Below are 14,999 nucleotides of genomic sequence, written 5' to 3' on the forward strand. Positions count from 1 at the left end.
GATGTCCGCCTTGTTTGAACCGCTGACGCTGCGCAGCCTGACCCTGCCCAACCGCATCGGCATTCCGCCGATGTGCCAGTATTCCGCCACCGATGGCCTGGCCGGTGATTGGCACGCGCAGCATTACGGCTGCCGCGCCGTCGGCGGTGCCGGCTTGCTGATCGTCGAGGCCAGCGCGGTGCTGCCGGATGGGCGGATCAGCCCGGGCGACCTGGGGTTGTGGAACGAGGCCCAGATCGGGCCGCTGGCCCGCCTTGCCCGCCTGATCGAGAGCCAGGGTGCGGTGCCGGCGATCCAGCTGGCGCACGCCGGGCGCAAGGCCAGCGTTGGCCGCGGCTGGGAAGCACAATCTACCTTGAGCGCGGAAGCGGGCGGGTGGACGGCGGTGGCGCCGTCGGCCATCGCTTTCGAGGGCTATGCCGAACCGCAGGCGCTGGATGCGGCCGCTATCACCGCCGTGGTGGCAGCGTTTGCCGCGGCGGCAGGGCGGGCGTTGACGGCGGGTTTCCGGATGGTCGAAATCCATGCCGCGCACGGTTATCTGCTGCACCAGTTCCTGTCGCCGCTGAGCAACCGGCGCGGCGACGAATACGGCGGTAGCTTTGCCAATCGCGTGCGCTTGACGCGCGAGGTGGTGGCTGCCGTACGCGCCGTCTGGCCGCAGGAACTGCCGTTGCTGATCCGCCTGTCGGCGACCGACTGGGTCGAGGGCGGCTGGGATATCGAGCAGACGGTGGCGCTGTGCCGGCTGCTCAAGGAAGACGGCGTCGATCTGGTCGATGTCTCGTCCGGCGGCCTGATTCCGAGTGCAAAAATTCCCGCCGGGCCCGGCTTCCAGGTGCCGTTCGCCACGCGCATCCGGCAGGAGGCCGGTTTGCCGGTGGCGGCCGTCGGCCTGATTACCGAACCGGCGCAGGCCGAGGCCATTGTCGCCAACGGCGAGGCCGACCTGGTGCTGGTCGGCCGCGAAATCCTGCGCAATCCTTACTGGCCGCTGCAGGCGGCGCAGGCGCTGGGCGTCGCTGCTGCCTGGCCGGCGCAGTATCTGCGGGCAATGCCGCGCTAGTTGCCGGCCAGGGTGTAACGCCCATGTAACAGCATCCTCATAGACTCGTGGCATTTTTTCACGGGGGCTTTGGATGAATCCTGTATTTCGGCGTTTGCCGCTGGCACTGGCAGTGCAGACCTTGTTCCTTTCCCAGGCGTATGCGGCGAGTTTCACCGTCGGTGCTGGTGATACCAATACCAGCGGTCAGACCATTGCCAGTGGGGATACGGGATCGGTAGCGGCCACCGGCGTACTGACGACGTCGGGTGCGACCGTTGCGGTGACGGTCGGTGCCGGCACCACATCGCTCACCAACAGCGGTACCATCAGCCAGACTGGCAGCGGACGCACGATTGACGCCAATACGGGAACACCGGTACTGAGCATCACCAACAATCAAGGGGGTGTGATCACCGCCAGTGGCAGCGTCGCGATCCGCTTCAACCGGGCGGCCGGCAGCTATCTGCTTGACAACCAGGGGACGATTTCGCAGACCGGTCCGGCGATCAATGGCGAGCGGGCGATCAAGGCCGATGCCAACTACAGTTCGACCAACAACCGGATCATCAACGGCTCGGTGAGCAACAGTGCGGCGGTCATCAGTTCGACCGGCAATGATGCCTTGCGTCTCGGCACCAACTTCACGCTGACCAACTATGGCTCCATCTTCTCGACCGGTTTGGTGAACACCAGCTGTCCGGGCTACATCGGCGCCGGCTGCGTCAACGATTATTCGGCGGCGGATGGCGTGGCGGTCGAGAATGGCCGTTCGAATGTTGCCATCCTCAACTACGGAACAATCACCGGGCCGCGTCATGGCATTGATGGTGGCGATCCGGTCGCGGCGAATGCCGACGCCGATCTGATCGGTATCGACCGCCTGGTCGTCACGGCGACCGGGCCGAACGGCGTCACCTTCGATAAGGTCGTTGGGGCTGTCACGACTTCCGGCGTCAAGATTGACGATACGGTCGTGATCAACTATGCCGACGGCGTCATTACCGGCAACAACGGTTCGGGTGTTGGTCTCGATGGTCACGGCGTGGTCATCAACTACGGCACGATTACCGGAAACTACGCTGGTGCGGGCAATGTATACGACCACGAGGGGCTCGGCCTGACCACCAGTAACGGTGACGGCGATGGCGTCGATATCGACGGTGTGGCTTATGTTGAGAACTGGGGCAGTATCCGCGGGACGGGCGCAGGCGGTCTCGATTCTGGTGGCAATCCCAACGGTGCTGACGGTATCGCAGCCGGCGGCGGTACGATCATCAACCATGCTGGTGCGACGATCTACGGCCAATCCAAAGGTATCCTGATCGATGACGGGGCCAACGGTACCGCCGTAGCGGCGGGGCGAGGAACGTCGTCGACCAATCCGGCCAGTGCCCGGATATTCAACGAAGGCAGCATCGTTGGTGAGAACCGTACGGCGATCGGTTTGGTCGGCAATTTCGATGATGTATTGATCAACTACGCCAGTGGCAGCATTACTGGCGGCGCCGGTTCGACGCTGGTCGACGAGGCAGCCAGCACGACTGCCGGTGCTGCGGTCCAGATGGGCGGTGGCGCCGACTCGCTGACCAACTACGGCAGGATCGAGGGCAGGAACGGCATGGCCATCGACATGGGCGACGGCGATGATGTCCTGAAGCTGTTCAATGGTGGCGGGACGGGTGTTGTTATCGGCAGCATCGCCGGTGGTGCCGGTATCGATACGCTGGAAACCGGGGGCACGCAGCGTTTCGCCAGCGGTACGCTGAGCGGCTTCGAGCGTTTTGTCGTACGCGCTGGTAGTACGGTTTTCGACTATGGCCTGGGCGCTGTCACGTCCTTGCAGGTTGATGCGGGTGCCAGCCTGCAGGTCAACGGTCAGTTCTCGACCAGCGGGAATATCGGCGTTGACGGTACTTTCTTGCGGCCCAGCGGCAATGCGCTGCGCAATGTCAGCGTTGCAGGAGACCTCGCCTTCGGTTCGACCTCGTTGATCGAGATGGGGGTGGGGCAGGGCAATGCCAGCGACCGCTTCACGGTTACCGGAACGACTACGCTGGCTGCCGGTTCGACGATCAAACCGATTCCGCTTGCTTACGTAGCCAACGGCGCTCAATACACCCTGATCCAGGGGGGCGTATCCGGTGTGACGACGCTGGCGGCGGACGCCGATTCGGCGACGGTCAGTTATGCCCTGAGCAATGTCGGTGGCAATTTGATCCTGACGGCCAGCCGTAGCAACTCGATGGCGACCCTGGCCGGTGCTGAGGTCAGCGGGCTGGCAGGTGTACTGGAAGCGCTCGGCCAGGGCGGCAGTTCTTCGTCCGATGAATTGCTCGCAGCGCTGGATAACCAGCCTTCACAGGCTGCCTTTAGGCAGGCGTTGGGACAGATCGCACCGGTCCGTTCGGGGGCTGCGTTCCAGTCCTCACAACTGTCGTCGGGGATGCTGATGTCGGCATTCAGTAACCGTGGCGTTACCGGGTCCGGACGTGGCATTGCCGGCGGCGATGCTGCCAGCGGTCGCTTCTGGGTGGAGGTGCTGGGCGCTGCCGGGCGGCAGGATTCACGCGCCGATGTCGGCGGCTATCGTACCGGCGCCGGTGGTATTGCCTTCGGCTTCGAGAGTGATCGCTCGGGACGGGACGTGATCGGCTTGTCCGGTGGATATACCCAGGCTAGGGTTAATGGTGTCGACATCGCAAACGGCGACGATTTGCGCGTCGACGGATATCATCTTGGCGGGTATTTCAGCCGAGCGGAAGATGCGATGACGCTCGACGCCTCGCTGCTGGCAGCCTACAACAAGTACGATAGCCGGCGTCGGGTTGATATTCCTGGTTTTTCCGGTCAACTGTTCGGCGACTATCATGGCCTTGGCGTCAGCGCCCGGTTTGAGGCTGGATTCCCGTTTGCGATCGCTCAGGGATGGTCCGGTCGCTGGCTCGCCGGTGCCCGTGCCGCCTTCCTCAGCACCTCGGCTTATGCCGAGACAGGCAATGCTGCCGCCGCACTGCGCATCGATGATGGCAGTGCCACCTCGCTGCAGTCAGTGCTCGGTGTCGAACTGAATCGGCAGTTGTCGTCGTCCAGCTTGTTGAGCCTGCGTACCCGCTACCTGCATGAGTTCGCCGATGCGCCGGAAATCCGTGCCAGCCTGAGCAGCGGTGGGGCAGCATTCACGATCGACGAGCAAAAGCCCAAGCGGGACGCGTTGCAACTAGGACTGGGCTATCGTCAGATCGTTGGTGATGGGATGACGATTTCCGTGAATTACGACGGGGAATTCAAGTCTGAGTCCCGCTTGCATCAGCTGACGGCTCGTGTGCTCTGGCATTTCTGATTCCGGAACGAGTCGCTTCAGAAGAAACCGGACGGCTAAGCCCTGTTTCTTCATTTGCCTGGCTGCTGTGCTATATCTGATTACCGGCTGCGCTAAGCTCTCGCCCGCTGCCCGGCTGACTCAGGCGCATGATCTGGCGATCCAGTCAGGTTGGCAGGCTACGCGGCTGCAGGCTGGGCGTTTCGAATTGCTGGCCTTGCATCCCCCGCCGACGAACACGGAAACGTTAACCTTGTACATCGAAGGCGATGGCCGCGCCTGGCTGGACCCACGTACGCCAGCCAGCGATCCGACGCCCCTCGATCCGCTGGCCTTGCGCCTGGCCCTCAAGGAAGGGCAGGCGGTCAGCGCTTATCTGGCACGACCTTGCCAGTATGTTCCCGATTCGATTCGCGCGCAGTGTTCGGCAGCGGATTGGACGCAGGCGCGCTTCTCCGAGGAAATCGTCGATGCCATGAATCTTGCGGTTGATGCGATGAAACAGCGCTTTGGCGCGCGCAGCATCCGCTTGGTCGGTTATTCGGGAGGGGCGGCTGTCGCCGCACTGGTTGCGGCACGGCGCCAGGACGTGGTGCAACTCGTCAGCGTTGCCGGTGTGCTGGATCATGTTGGCTGGGCACAAGGGCTGGAGGTTTCACCATTAAGCGGATCGCTGAATCCGGCGGATTATTGGCAGGTGCTGCAACATCTTCCCCAACGCCATTTCGTCGGCGGCCGGGACCGTCAGACCGGTATGCACGGAATTGCTGGCTATCTTGCCCGCTTCCCGCCCGGTCTGGCGCCCGAAGTCGTCGTCATCGACGACTTCGATCACGCTTGTTGTTGGGAGGCGGCTTGGCCGATATCGTCGGTTAGCAGCGATAGCGCGCGCTGAACCGGTGATTTACGGGTTCCTTTAAGCCGCACAGCCCTGACTTAGCGCTTCAGCTTGGCGAAGGCGCTGGCCATGGCGTTGCCGGCCGGCGGTGGGGCGTTGTGGCGGGCTTGCTGTTTCGACAGCGGGGCGCCGCGCTGGCTGCCGCCATCGTGCTTCTTCGGCTCGTCGCTCATGCGCATGGTCAGCGCGATGCGCTGGCGGGCGAGATCGACTTCCAGCACCTTGACCTTGACCACCTGGCCGGCCTTGACCACGTCGTGCGGGTCCTTGACGAAGGTGTTGGACAGCGCCGAGACATGGACCAGGCCGTCCTGGTGCACGCCGATGTCGACGAAGGCACCGAAGGCGGCGACATTGGTGACGACGCCTTCGAGGATCATGCCCGGGCGCAGGTCTTTCACTTCCTCGACGCCGTCGGCGAAGGTCGCCGTCTTGAACTCGGGGCGCGGGTCGCGGCCGGGCTTTTCCAGTTCCTTGAAGATGTCTTGTACGGTCGGCAGGCCGAAGCGCTCGTCGGTGTATTTGGCCGGGTTGAGGCCCTTGAGCGCCTGGCTGTTGCCGAGCAGTTCCTTGATCGGCTTTTTCAGGTCGACGATGATTTTTTCAACCAGCGGATAGGCTTCCGGGTGCACGGAAGACGCGTCGAGCGGGTTGTCGCCGTTCGGCACGCGCAGGAAGCCGGCGGCCTGCTCGAAAGTCTTTTCGCCGAGGCGCGGCACCTTTTTCAGCTCGTCGCGCGACTTGAAGGCGCCGTGGGCGTCGCGGTAGCTGACGATGTTGGCAGCCAGGCTGGTATTCAGCCCGGAGATGCGGGTCAGCAGCGGCACCGAGGCGGTGTTCACATCGACGCCGACGGCGTTGACGCAGTCCTCGACTACGGCGTCCAGATTCTTCGCCAGCTTGGATTGCGACACGTCGTGCTGGTACTGGCCGACGCCGATCGACTTCGGTTCGATCTTGACCAGTTCGGCCAGCGGGTCCTGCAGGCGGCGGGCGATGGAGACGGCGCCGCGGATCGAGACGTCGAGGTCGGGGAATTCCTTGGCGGCGAGTTCGGAAGCCGAGTACACCGAAGCGCCGGCTTCCGAGACGACGATCTTCTGCAGCCGGGCTTCCGGGTACTTCTTCATGACGTCCTGCACCAGCTTGTCGGTTTCGCGGCTGGCCGTGCCGTTGCCGATGGCGACCAGCGTTACGCCATGCGTCGAGGCCAGGCGGGCGATGGTCGAGATCGAGCCGCCCCAGTCGTTGCGCGGTTCGTGCGGGTAGATGGTGGCGGTGTCCAAGAGCTTGCCGGTGGCGTCGACGACGGCGATCTTGCAGCCGGTGCGGATGCCCGGGTCGATGCCCATGGTCACGTGCTGGCCGGCCGGGGCGGCGAGCAGCAGGTCCTTGAGGTTCTTGCCGAAGATGCGGATGGCTTCTTCCTCGGCGCGCTCGCGCAGCTCATTGACCAGTTCCAGTTCGAGGTGGGTATAGACCTTGACCTTCCAGGTCCAGCGCACGGTGTCCTGCAGCCATTTGTCGGCCGGGCGGTTCTGGTGCTTGATGCCGAAACGGGCGGCGATGCGCTGCTCGCACGGGTTGGTGCCGGGTTTGACGGCGTCTTCGTTGAGTTCCGAGTCGAGCACCAGGGCGACATTCAGGAAGCCCTCGTTGCGCCCCCGGAGCAGCGCCAGCGCGCGGTGCGAGGGCATGTCGACGATGGATTCGGCGAAGTCGAACCAGTCGCGGAACTTGGCGCCTTCGGTTTCCTTGCCCTCGATGACCGTCGATTTGAGCAGGCCGTGTTCTTTCAGGTAATCGCGCAGCGTCTGCAGCAGTTGCGCGTCTTCGGCGAACTTTTCCATCAGGATCTGGCGGGCGCCGTCGAGCACCGCCTTGGTGTCGGCGAAACCGGCCTCGGCGTTGAGGTATTTCTCGGCTTCGTCTTCCGGCGTCAGTTCGGGGTTGTCCAGCAGGCCGAGCGCCAGCGGTTCGATGCCGGCTTCGCGGGCGATCTGGGCCTTGGTCCGGCGCTTCTGCTTGTACGGCAGGTAGAGGTCTTCGAGACGCTGCTTGGTTTCGGCGTTCTCGATCTCGCCGCGCAGTTCCGGCGTCAGCTTGCCTTGTTCCTCGATGCTGGCGAGTACCGCGCCGCGCCGGTCTTCAAGCTCGCGCAGGTAGCCCAGGCGCTCTTCCAGCGTGCGCAGTTGCGTGTCGTCGAGTTCGCCAGTGACTTCCTTGCGGTAGCGAGCGATGAAGGGCACGGTGGCGCCTTCGTCGAGGAGCTGGACGGCGGCCTTGACCTGGGCCGGACGAACGTTGAGTTCAAGGGCGATGCGGTGTTCGATGGGTGCGAGCATTGAAGGCGATACAGCAAAAATGGGGGGTGAATAATGCGGAATCCAAACTGAAATTACAACTCTTGTCCGACTGGTGTAGGATGTGTTTGTAAGTATTCCAATGACAGAGGAGGAAACACATGCAAGTTCAGACTTACCTGTTTGGTGCCGTCGACGTTTCGCCGGAAAAAGTGATTACCTTCCCCAAGGGTTTGTTCGCGTTCGAAAACCAGACCCGCTTCATGCTGGCGCACGAAGAAGGCAAGGGCGCCCCGGCCAGTTTCACGCTGCAGTCGCTGGACGATCCGGCACTGGCTTTCCAGATCATGGACCCGGCTGCGCTGGGTTTCAGCTATGAGCTCGAACTGACCGACGAGGAAGACGCACTGCTGCAATCGCCGGCCGCCGAAGACGTCGCCGTGATGCTGATCCTGTACAAGCAGGAAGAAGAAGGCGCCGGCATTGCACCGAGCCTGCGCGCACCGCTGATCATCAACCTGAAGGCCCGTGTCGGCCTGCAGAAGTTGCTGGCCCAGGTGGCCACCAACGTCACGCTGTCGAATCTGGTCAGCAAGGTCTGATCGCTTCCAGCCGTTAGCTAAATGGCCGGCCCTGCGGGGCCGGCTTTATTTTGCCCGGAATTAGGCGGGCAAGCGGGCCAGGGGGTCCTGGCGGAAATAGCGGCGCAGCAGGTCATAGACTGCCGGGTATTCCGTACTGACGACCTCGGGAATGCCGAAAAAACATTCGCTGAGCACGGCGAAGAATTCGGCCGGCGCCTCGCTGGCGTAGGGGTCGATGATCGTCTCTTCGCCGTCGTCCACACGCTGGCAGAAATCGTCGTAGGCCGGCTGGAAGATGCCTTCCCATTCGCTGGCCGTGATGCCCGAATGCAGCGCCGGCATGCCATCGATGTCGCCGTTGAGCATGTCGAGCTTGTGCGCGAATTCGTGGATGACCACGTTGTAGTCGCCGCCGGCCATCTGCACGTCGCGCCAGGACACCAGCAGCGGGCCGCCTTCCCAGGCTTCGCCGGAGAGGACGTCGTCGTATTCGTGTACGACGCCGTCGTCGTCGGCGATTTCGCGCCGAACGACGAATTCGTCGGGGTAGACGATGATGCCGATCCATTCGCGGTAGGCGGCCAGGCCGAGTTTCAGGATGGGCAGGCAGCCCTGGGCGGCGATGGCGACGCAGATTTCATCGCTCAGTTCGAGACCGCCGGCGGTGGAAAATTCCTTCTCCGCCAGGAAGGCTTCGCTCAGGGATTTCAGCGCCTGCCGCTCGTCTTCGTTCAAATGACGGAAGAAGGGCAGGCCGTCCATGGTCTGCTGCCACAAGGCCTCGGGAATCGGCTGCGGGCGCCGGCGCAGCCAGTCGAGCAGGCCCATGTCAGCCCTTCTTCATGGTCAGCCAGATGCCGGCGAAAATCAGCGCGATGCCGGCGTAGTGGTAGGCATACGGGATTTCGCCGAGGAAAACGACTGACAGCAGCGTGCCGAACACCGGCATCAGGTGGATGAACAGGCTGGCCTTGTTGGCACCGACTTCGGCAACGCCGCGGTTGTAGAAGATGTAGCCGACGAAGCTGGGGAAAATGCCGACATAGGCGAGCGAGGCCAGCGAGCCGAAATGCACATTGATTGTCCGCCCCTGGGCCATTTCCCAGAGGTAAGCCGGAAACAGCGCGGCCAGGCCGACGGCGGTGAAGGCGGCGAGCATCAGCATCGGATGGACGCCGGCCGGGCGCCAGGCCAGGCCGACCGTGTAGATGGCCCAGATGGCGACGGCGGCGAGCATCCACAGGTCACCGGTGTTGAGCGCGAGGTGCAGCAGCACGTCGAGGTCGCCGCGGGCGACGATGGTCATTGCGCCGATCAGCGAGACGACGACGCCGAGCGCGGCCAGCGGTGTCAGCCGCTTGCCGAGGAAGGCCCAGGAAATGGCGATGGTCGCCACCGGGATGAAGGAGTTGAGCAGCACCGCGTTGGTCGCCGTGGTCGTCTGCAAGGCCAGGTAGGCGAAGGTGTTGTAGCCACCGACGCCGAGCAGGCCGAGGACGAAAATCGGCCGCCAGCCTTGCTTGAGCAACTGCCACTGACTTTTCAGGTGCGGCAGCGCCAGCGGCAGGACCAGCATGAAGGCAATGGCCCAGCGCCAGAAGGCCAGTGCCATCGGCGGTACATCGGCACGGATGCCGCGACCAAGAACCATATTGCCCGACCAGAACAGCGCGGTCAGGGTGAGCAGCAGATAGGGGTTGGTGAGGTATTTCAGGGGTACAGCCCTCGTTCGGCGCGCGCTTCGAGCACGCGGTGGCAGGCAATGATGAAAGCGGCGGTGCGCAGCGGAACCTGCTTTTCCTGCGCGACCTGCCAGATGGCGTCGAAGGCGCTGACCATGATGCGTTCGAGGCGGGCGTTGATCTCGTCTTCGGTCCAGAAGAAGCTGGAGAAATCCTGCACCCACTCGAAGTACGAGACGGTGACGCCACCGGCGTTGGCCAGCACGTCGGGAACGACCAGTACGCTGCGGTCGCGCAGCACGTCGTCGGCGGCCGGTGTGGTCGGGCCGTTGGCGCCTTCGACGACGACCTTGGCACGCACGCGACTGGCGCGTTCCGGTGTGATCTGGCCTTCCAGTGCAGCCGGGACCAGATACTCGCACTCGAGCTGCCAGAAGTCCTCGATATCGATCGGCGCCGCGCCGTCGAAGCCGGCCAGGCCACCGTGTTCGGCGACCCAGGCCTGGGCGGCGGGAATGTCGATGCCGGCGTCGTTGGCCAGCGTCGCCGTGTGATCGGCGATGGCGATGACGCGGGCGCCGGCTGCGCGGAACAGCCGGGCGGCAATCCCGCCGACGTTGCCGAAGCCCTGGACGACGACGCGTGCGCCTTCCATCGGAATGTGCTGGTGCTTGCCGGCTTCGCGGGCGCAGAGGTAAACGCCGCGACCGGTGGCTTCCTGACGGCCGAGGCTGCCACCCAGGGCAATCGGTTTGCCGGTGACGACCCCGGTGGCGGTGCCGCCACGGTTCATCGAGAAGGTGTCCATCATCACCGCCATGGTCATGGCGTTGGTGCCGACGTCCGGGGCCGGGATGTCGCGGTCGGGGCCGATGATCAGGCCGATTTCCGAGGTGAAGCGGCGCGTCATGCGCTGCAGTTCGCCCTTGCTCAGGCTGCTCGGATCGACCCGGATGCCGCCCTTGGCGCCGCCGAAGGGCAGGCCGATGGCGGCATTCTTGACGGTCATCCAGCCGGCCAGCGCCATGACTTCGTTGAGCGTCACCGCCGGGTGAAAGCGGATGCCGCCCTTGCCCGGGCCGCGCGACAGGTTGTGCTGCACACGGTAGCCCTCGAAGTGGGCGATGGTCCCGTCGTCGCGCTCGATCGGCACGTCGACGATCAGCGTCCGTTTCGGATGCTTCAGCGTTTCGATCCAGCGTTCGAGCGGCCCCAGGTAGGGGCGCACGCGCTCGATCTGTTCGATGAAGCTGGCCCAGGGTTCGGGGGCCGCCAGGTTGAGGTAGGAAAGGCCGCCAAGTCTGGCCGATGCGCTCTGGTTTTCGTCATGTGTGCTCATGCTGAATCCTTTCCTTCCTGGGTTAAGTTCAGGCTGGCGTTGCTGCGGTGCTTTCGCGTTCGCGGCGGGCGCGTTGCATGAACCAGACCAACGCCAGCAACATCAGCGTCGGGATGAAGATCCATTCCTTGTCCGGGCGGCCCGGGTTCGGTACCTCGATATGCTTGAGGTTGAACCCTTGCTCAAGGCCGAGCTTTTCCGCCGGGCTGCCGAAGCGCACCGCAGCAACCTGGACCTGGTCGCCCAGCGACATCGTCGTCAGACCCATGCGGCCGAGGCGTTCGCTGGCCTTGCCCGGTTCGCCGAGCGACAGCAGCACGCCCTTGGTGATCTCCTTGCCTTCCAGCGTAATGCCTTCGACCCAGACACGCAGCTTGGCGTTGCGCGGGGCCTCCTCGACCAGGCGGGTGAGCTCGGTCGGCGCCACTTCGTCAAACGGTGGATAGATCATGTCCATCCAGAAGCCGGGGCGGAACAGGCTGAAGGTGACCAGCAACAGCAACAGCGTTTCGTGGATGCGGTTGCGGGTAACGAAGAAGCCCTGGGTCGCCGCCGCGAACATCAGGCTGGCCAGCGTCGCACTGCCGATGGTCAGGAACAGGTGGAAGGCGTCGGTGATGCCGATCAGCAGCAACTGCGTGTTGAAGATGAACATGAACGGCAGGATCGCCGTCCGCGCGCTGTAGCCGAAGGCGGTGAAGCCGGTCTTGATCGGGTCGCTCTTGGCGATGCCGGCGGCAGCGTAGGAGGCGAGACCGACCGGCGGCGTGACGTCGGCCATCAGACCGAAGTAGAAGACGAACAGATGGACGGCGATCAGCGGCACGAGCAGGCCGCTCTGGGCGCCGAGCTCGACGATCACCGGGGCCATCAGCGTCGACACGACGATGTAGTTGGCGGTGGTCGGCAGGCCCATGCCGAGGATCAGCGAGATCAGCGCGACCAGCACCAGCATCACCATCAGGTTGCCGCCGGAAAGGATTTCAACCAGTTCGGTCATCGCCAGACCGACGCCGGTCAGCGTCACGGTGCCGACAATGACGCCGGCCGTGGCGGTGGCGATGCCGATACCGATCATGTTGCGGGCACCGGTGACCAGGCCGTCGAACAGGTCCTTGAAACCCTGGCGGCCGGCGGCGACGAACTCGCCCTGGCCACGGAAGAAGGCGAACAGCGGCCGCTGGGTGACCAGGATGAACATCAGGAACAGCGTCGCGTAGAACGCCGACAGCGCGGGCGAGAGTTGCTCGACCATCAGGTTCCAGACCAGCGCGGCGACCGGCAACAGGAAGTGCAGGCCGGACTTCAGCGTCGGCCCGATTTCCGGCAGGTACTCCATCTTCTCGTCCGGCTTGTCCATGTGCAGTTCCGGATAGTGGGCGGCGAAGCGGACGATGGCGATGTAGGCGCCGAGCATCAGCAGGCCGACGATGAAGAAGGCAGCGTCACCGGCCAGATCCTTGATCCAGCCGAAGCCGAAGTAGATGATTGCCGACAGGATGACCAGACCGGAGACGGTCATCAGCGTTGAGGTCAGCGCCTTCTGCCAGGGCAGCGGCTCGCGGCGCGGCAGCCCCTCAAGCTTCATCTTCAGGGCTTCCAGATGCACGATGTAGAACAGCGCGAAGTAGGAAATCAGCGCCGGGACCAGCGCGTGCTTCATCACCTCGACGTAGGAGATGCCGACGTATTCGACCATCAGGAAGGCGGCGGCGCCCATCACCGGCGGCATGATCTGGCCGTTGACCGACGACGAGACTTCGACCGAGGCCGCCTGATCGGGGCGATAACCGACGCTCTTCATCAGCGGGATGGTGAAGGTGCCGGTGGTCACCACGTTGGCGATCGATGAACCGGAAATGACGCCGGTACTGGCCGAGGCAACCACCGCGGCCTTGGCCGGGCCGCCCTTCATGTGGCCGAGCAGGGCAATGGCCGACTTGATGAAGTAATTGCCGGCGCCGGCCGTTTCGAGCAGGGCGCCGAAGAGCACGAAGAGGAAGATGAAGCTGGCCGAGACGCCGAGCGCTACGCCGAAAACGCCTTCAGTGGTCAGCCAGATGTGGCTCATGCCCTTGGCCAGCGAGGCGCCACGGTGGGCAATGACATCGGGCATGTACTGGCCGAAGAAGATGTAGATCAGGAAGCAGATGGCGAGGATCACCATCGGCAGGCCGAGGGCGCGGCGGGCGGCTTCAAGCAGCAGGATCAGACCGACCACGGCGACGGCCAGGTCGAGGTCGGTGGGCATGCCGGGGCGTTGCGCCAACTCGTTGTAGAACAGGAACAGGTAACTGGCGCAGAAGGCCGCGACGGCAGCAAGCAGCCAGTCGATGGCCGGCACGTAGGCGCGCGGCGAACGTTTCCACGCCGGGTAGGCGGCAAACGCGAGGAAGACGGCGAAACCGAGGTGGATGGCGCGCGACTGGGTATCGTTGAGGACGAAAATGCCGAGCGAGAAGGGTAGCGGCGAGGCGATCCACAACTGGAACAGCGACCAGGCCAGCGCGATGGCGACCAGCAGCTGGGCGGCGATGCCGGTCGGTTTTCGACCGCCGGTATCGGCTTCGGCGACGATTTGCTTGAGCTGTTCGTCGCTCAGTTCATGAATGGTGTCTTTTTTGTCCGAGCTTGTCATGCTGCGGTTCCCCCAGAATTTCGGGCTGATGTAAACGCAGCAAGACGCCAGCGGCGCCTTGCTGTAGGTGTTTCACTGGCCGGCATCGTCAGGACGCCCGGACGACACCGGCCTCGGGTCGGATTACATCCAGCCCTTTTCCTTGTAGTACTTGACCGCGCCGTTGTGCAGCGGGGCCGACAGACCGTCCTTGATCATCGTCTTCGGGTCGAGGTTGCCGAAAGCCGGGTGCAGCTTCTTGAACTCTTCGAAGTTCTCGAACACGGACTTGACCAGCGTGTAGACGACCTCGTCCGGTACCTTGGCCGACGAAACGATGCTGGCGACGACGCCGAAGGTCGTGGTCGGGTTCGGGTTGTTGGCGTACATGCCGCCCGGGATGGTGGCCTTGGCGTAGTACGGATAGGTGGCGATCAGCTTGTCGACACCGGGGCCGGTGACATTGACCAGCTTGGCGCCGCAGGTCGTGGTGACGTCCTGGATGTTGGCGGCCGGGTGGCCGACGACGAAGGCGAAACCGTCGATCTTGTTGTCGCACAGGGCGGCGCCGTGCTCGTCAGGCTTCAGTTCGGAAACCAGCGAGAAGTCGGCGTTCTTCATGTTGATCGCCGGCAGCAGGACTTCCATGGTGGCGCGCTGGCCGGAGCCGGGAACGCCGATGTTGAAACGCTTGCCCTTGAAGTCCTCGAACTTGGCGACGTTGGCTTCCTTGCGCGAAGCGATGGTCAGCGGCTCCGGATGCAGCGCGAAGACGGCGCGCAGGTCGCCCATCGCACCGCCGTCCTTGAACTGGTTCAGGCCCTTGACGGCGTTGAACTGGACGTCGGATTGCGAGACGCCGAAATCGAGTTCGCCGGCCTTGATGGTATTGACGTTGTAGACCGAGCCGCCGGTGCTTTCGACCGAACAGCGGATGCCGTGCTTGGCGCGGTCCTTGTTCATCAGGCGGCAGATGGCGCCGCCGGCCGCGTAATAGACACCGGTGACGCCGCCGGTACCGATGGTGACGAATTTCTGCTGGGCTTGTGCCGGGGTGGCACCAAGCGTGCCGATGATGGCCAGAGAGGCGGCCAGTGCGGTGATTTTCTTCATGTTTTCTCCTTACGGGTGACGTAAAAGGTTTGTCTCTTGATGCCGCTTCGGCTTGTGGCCATGGGCAAGTCGGCCGATGCGGGGCACAACGTCGTT

Annotated in this window: 10 protein-coding genes; 4 read left to right on the top strand and 6 right to left on the bottom strand. The window is 63.7% G+C overall.

The genetic code is table 11. The features are described 5' to 3' along the window. Position 1 precedes the first annotated feature (1 nt). The 3 genes from G471_RS0111535 (at position 2) to G471_RS0111545 (ending at position 5,262) form a co-directional block, all read left to right on the top strand. Positions 2-1,066, top strand: coding sequence for an NADH:flavin oxidoreductase/NADH oxidase (locus G471_RS0111535; RefSeq protein ID WP_028995473.1), 1,065 nt, complete (start codon positions 2-4; stop codon positions 1,064-1,066). A 73-nt stretch (positions 1,067-1,139) separates the two neighbouring features. Continuing rightward, a complete protein-coding gene (locus G471_RS0111540) occupies positions 1,140-4,388 on the top strand; it encodes an autotransporter domain-containing protein (protein WP_081700240.1) in 3,249 nt (1,082 codons plus the stop codon). 232 nt (positions 4,389-4,620) lie between these two features. Beyond that, positions 4,621-5,262, top strand: a complete 642-nt coding sequence (locus G471_RS0111545) for an alpha/beta hydrolase (RefSeq protein ID WP_157272514.1) — start codon at positions 4,621-4,623, stop codon at positions 5,260-5,262. A gap of 41 nt (positions 5,263-5,303) precedes the next feature. Here the strand turns inward: G471_RS0111545 and G471_RS0111550 are convergent, their stop codons facing one another. After that, on the bottom strand, positions 5,304-7,610 hold the full coding sequence (locus G471_RS0111550) for a Tex family protein (protein WP_028995476.1): 2,307 nt from the start codon (positions 7,608-7,610) through the stop codon (positions 5,304-5,306). A gap of 119 nt (positions 7,611-7,729) precedes the next feature. Here G471_RS0111550 and fliW point away from each other — a divergent pair, with 119 nt between their 5' ends. Then, on the top strand, positions 7,730-8,170 hold the full coding sequence (gene fliW / locus G471_RS0111555; RefSeq protein ID WP_028995477.1) for a flagellar assembly protein FliW: 441 nt from the start codon (positions 7,730-7,732) through the stop codon (positions 8,168-8,170). A 60-nt stretch (positions 8,171-8,230) separates the two neighbouring features. Here fliW and G471_RS0111560 read toward each other — a convergent pair whose 3' ends face one another. The 5 genes from G471_RS0111560 to G471_RS0111580 form a co-directional block, all read right to left on the bottom strand. After that, complete coding sequence (locus G471_RS0111560; RefSeq protein WP_028995478.1) at positions 8,231-8,980, bottom strand: M90 family metallopeptidase; 750 nt, start codon at positions 8,978-8,980, stop codon at positions 8,231-8,233. Between the two features lies 1 nt (position 8,981). Further along, positions 8,982-9,866 carry a DMT family transporter gene (locus G471_RS0111565; protein WP_028995479.1) on the bottom strand — a complete coding sequence of 295 codons (885 nt, stop codon included), beginning with the start codon at positions 9,864-9,866 and terminating at the stop codon, positions 8,982-8,984. After that, on the bottom strand, positions 9,863-11,173 hold the full coding sequence (locus tag G471_RS0111570; protein ID WP_028995480.1) for a Glu/Leu/Phe/Val family dehydrogenase: 1,311 nt from the start codon (positions 11,171-11,173) through the stop codon (positions 9,863-9,865). The genes G471_RS0111565 and G471_RS0111570 overlap by 4 nt, the downstream gene beginning before the upstream one ends. A gap of 28 nt (positions 11,174-11,201) precedes the next feature. Continuing rightward, positions 11,202-13,811, bottom strand: coding sequence for a TRAP transporter permease (locus G471_RS0111575; RefSeq protein ID WP_028995481.1), 2,610 nt, complete (start codon positions 13,809-13,811; stop codon positions 11,202-11,204). 123 nt (positions 13,812-13,934) lie between these two features. Further along, positions 13,935-14,903, bottom strand: a complete 969-nt coding sequence (locus G471_RS0111580; RefSeq protein ID WP_028995482.1) for a TAXI family TRAP transporter solute-binding subunit — start codon at positions 14,901-14,903, stop codon at positions 13,935-13,937. Positions 14,904-14,999: the final 96 nt, after the last annotated feature.

Source organism: Azonexus hydrophilus DSM 23864, assembly GCF_000429605.1.
GTDB classification, from domain to species: domain Bacteria; phylum Pseudomonadota; class Gammaproteobacteria; order Burkholderiales; family Rhodocyclaceae; genus Azonexus; species Azonexus hydrophilus.

Coding starts and splice junctions, on each gene's coding strand:
- G471_RS0111535 (WP_028995473.1), top strand. CDS start 2: ATGTCCGCCTTGTTTGAACCGCTGACGCTGCGCAGCCTGACCCTGCCC.
- G471_RS0111560 (WP_028995478.1), bottom strand. CDS start 8,980: ATGGGCCTGCTCGACTGGCTGCGCCGGCGCCCGCAGCCGATTCCCGAG.
- G471_RS0111550 (WP_028995476.1), bottom strand. CDS start 7,610: ATGCTCGCACCCATCGAACACCGCATCGCCCTTGAACTCAACGTTCGT.
- G471_RS0111580 (WP_028995482.1), bottom strand. CDS start 14,903: ATGAAGAAAATCACCGCACTGGCCGCCTCTCTGGCCATCATCGGCACG.
- G471_RS0111540 (WP_081700240.1), top strand. CDS start 1,140: ATGAATCCTGTATTTCGGCGTTTGCCGCTGGCACTGGCAGTGCAGACC.
- fliW (WP_028995477.1), top strand. CDS start 7,730: ATGCAAGTTCAGACTTACCTGTTTGGTGCCGTCGACGTTTCGCCGGAA.
- G471_RS0111570 (WP_028995480.1), bottom strand. CDS start 11,173: ATGAGCACACATGACGAAAACCAGAGCGCATCGGCCAGACTTGGCGGC.
- G471_RS0111575 (WP_028995481.1), bottom strand. CDS start 13,811: ATGACAAGCTCGGACAAAAAAGACACCATTCATGAACTGAGCGACGAA.